This window comes from Vibrio sp. 10N.222.46.A1 (genome assembly GCF_041473595.1).
GTDB classification, from domain to species: domain Bacteria; phylum Pseudomonadota; class Gammaproteobacteria; order Enterobacterales; family Vibrionaceae; genus Vibrio; species Vibrio tasmaniensis_A.
Genome location: NZ_JBFRSN010000809.1, coordinates 1 through 2,688 on the forward strand (window position 1 = coordinate 1; position 2,688 = coordinate 2,688).

Sequence of the window (2,688 nt, forward strand, 5' to 3'; positions counted from 1 at the left end):
CTCTTGAACTGTATCAGCCACCGATTTATGTTCGCCATGAAGTGGTGCATAACCGCTTTGTTGTTGAAGGGCTCAAGCAACGTGGTGCTATTTTTGTCGAAGAGTTAAGTGAAGTACCAGACGATAACATCGTGATCTTCTCGGCTCACGGTGTTTCTCAAGCGGTTCGCAAAGAAGCGAAAGAACGCGAGTTAACGGTATTTGATGCGACGTGTCCTTTGGTGACTAAAGTTCATATGGAGGTTGCTCGAGCGAGCCGCAAACATATGGAAGTAGTATTGATTGGTCACGCGGGTCACCCTGAAGTGGAAGGCACTATGGGTCAATACGCTAGCCAAGCTGGTGGTATGTATTTGGTTGAAAGACCAGAAGATGTACAGAACTTAGTCGTGAACGATCCAAGTAACTTACATTATGTTAGTCAAACCACGCTGTCAGTTGATGAAACTGCAGACGTGATTGAAGAGTTACGTCGCGTATTCCCTGAGATCCAAGGACCACGTAAAGATGATATTTGCTACGCAACACAAAACCGTCAAGACGCAATTCGTGAGATGGCTGGTGATGTCGATGTCGTGATAGTTGTTGGCTCTAAGAACTCATCGAACTCTACTCGTTTAAAAGAGCTAGCTGAGAAGCTAGGCACGCCTGGTTATCTAACCGACTGTCCTGAAGACATTCAAACTGAATGGGTTGAAGGGAAAAAGAAAATTGGTGTGACAGCGGGTGCTTCAGCGCCTGAAGAGCTAGTAAACCAAATCTTAGATCGTATTCGTGAGTTGGGTGCTACCGAGGTTGAAGAGATTCAAGGTCGTGAAGAGAACATGTTCTTCGAAGTACCAAAAGAGCTGCAGATTAAGCAAGTCGACTAGTCTCTATGGATTGGTGACAAGATCGATTCGTAACTTTATCGATTCGCAAACAGTATCGATTTGCAAACACTATTGATTTGTAAACAACAGGAAGCCAACGTTGATGTGTTGGCTTTTTTGATCGTATTTTGGAAAAAAGTCGAAACTTATGGGGTTACTGGAGACCGAGTTGCTCCTTTAAAGCCTTTAAGTAACGACGACTGACAGGTACTTCAAAGCCGGTCAGTGTGATGATCTCCGCTAATCCATTCTCTAACAGTTTGATCTCTTGGATCGATTTTATATTGATCAAATACTGTCGATGACAGCGGATCAAATCGGTCTTTTCTTCCAAGATCTTTAGCGTCAACTGCGAGGTTGCCGTTTGTGATGAGCTGCGTACGTGGACACCACTGATATCTGAATAAGCGCACTCGACCGTTTGGCTCGCCATGATCACAATGCGGTTGTGGCCGATACACGGGATCTGCTCTAAGTGGCAGGGAGCAATCGCAGATATATCTTGTTCTGGCGCTTTCTGGTTCAGCTTGATGACCTTATTCAGACGACAAACACTCTTGTTTAATCGACAAGGTTCAACCGGCTTGAGTAGGTAATCAAAGGCATTGTCTTCAAATGCTTGAATCGCATATTGGTCGTAGGCGGTGACGAATACCACGTAGGGCATGGTGTCTGGATCAAGCATGCTTAACAGTTCAATTCCGGTAACCTGCGGCATTTGGATATCCAAATACACCACATCAGGCTTGAGCAGATTGATCTGTTTCAGTCCTTCGATCGCGTTACTCGCTTGGCCAATGATTTCTACTTGTCCGGTTTCAGTCAGTAGTTCAATCAGCTCTTCGCGAGCAAAAAGCTCATCATCGACAACTAATGCCTTTAACATCCTACAATCTTCATTTTGGTTCTATCCCTGCTTGTTTCACGCTTTTCTTTTAAATGTCGGCTTCTAAATGTTTCAACTCGGAGTGATTCGTCTCCGAAAATGCCTTTATTTCAGTATAGGTATGATAAAGCTCATTCGAGTAAATTGCTGTGGTTGAGATTCTATTTTTAGTGCTGAATCTTGTCCAAAGAAATTAGTGAGTCGTTTATCAACAATCTCCATGCCTAATCCAACGTGATCTTGGGATGGCTTCTGATAATTACCAGCATTGTCTTCAACGATTAACTTGAATCCACCCTCGAAAGCCTCGCTATAGATCTTCACTTTACCGCCTTCCAACATATTAGATATCCCATGTTTGATGGCGTTTTCTACCAGCGGTTGCAGGGTAAAGCTCGGCAGTTGCGACTCGTATAGTTGTGAGGCGATATCCCATTCGACTTCTAATCGGTCAGTAAAACGTGCTTTTTCAATAGTTAGGTACGCATTGACGTGCGCCAGTTCGTCTTTGAGTTTCACTGTATTGATGTTCTGCTTCAGATTACTTCTAAAGAAGTGAGAGAGATGCTGAATTAGTTCTCGTGCTTTATCAGGGTCACGGCGTGTAACTGCACTGATGGTGTTGAGTGCATTAAACAGGAAGTGAGGATTCACCTGTGCATGCAGCAGTTTGATTTCCGCTTGGGTGAGCAGCGTTTGCTGTTGCTGATAATTACTAAACAATATCTGGCTCGACAATAGCTGAGCGATACCTTCACCCATCGACATGTTGATGGTCGAGAATAGTTTCAGCTTTGGCTCATACAGTTTGATGGTTCCGACCACTTCATTACCCGCGCGCAGTGGAATAATAAGCGCAGAACCCAATTTACAATCTTGCGATAGAGAACATTGGTACGGGTTTTCTTTGCCATCAAGGTAGATGATGTC

3 protein-coding genes are annotated in these 2,688 nt (G+C 44.1%); 1 reads left to right on the forward strand and 2 read right to left on the reverse strand.

Going from position 1 to position 2,688, the window contains the following annotated elements:
- A partial coding sequence (ispH, locus tag AB4496_RS20385) for a 4-hydroxy-3-methylbut-2-enyl diphosphate reductase (RefSeq protein WP_372131782.1) occupies positions 1 to 872 on the forward strand: 872 nt, incomplete at its 5' end.
- Positions 873 to 1,026: 154 nt separating this feature from the next.
- On the opposite strand, the gene btsR is transcribed toward ispH, so the two are convergent.
- Together btsR and AB4496_RS20395 are read right to left on the reverse strand one after the other, a co-directional pair.
- Positions 1,027 to 1,758, reverse strand: coding sequence for a two-component system response regulator BtsR (gene btsR, locus AB4496_RS20390; protein ID WP_009848448.1), 732 nt, complete (start codon positions 1,756 to 1,758; stop codon positions 1,027 to 1,029).
- A 105-nt stretch (positions 1,759 to 1,863) separates the two neighbouring features.
- The coding region (locus AB4496_RS20395) for a sensor histidine kinase (RefSeq protein ID WP_372131784.1) at positions 1,864 to 2,688 on the reverse strand (825 nt) is incomplete at its 5' end.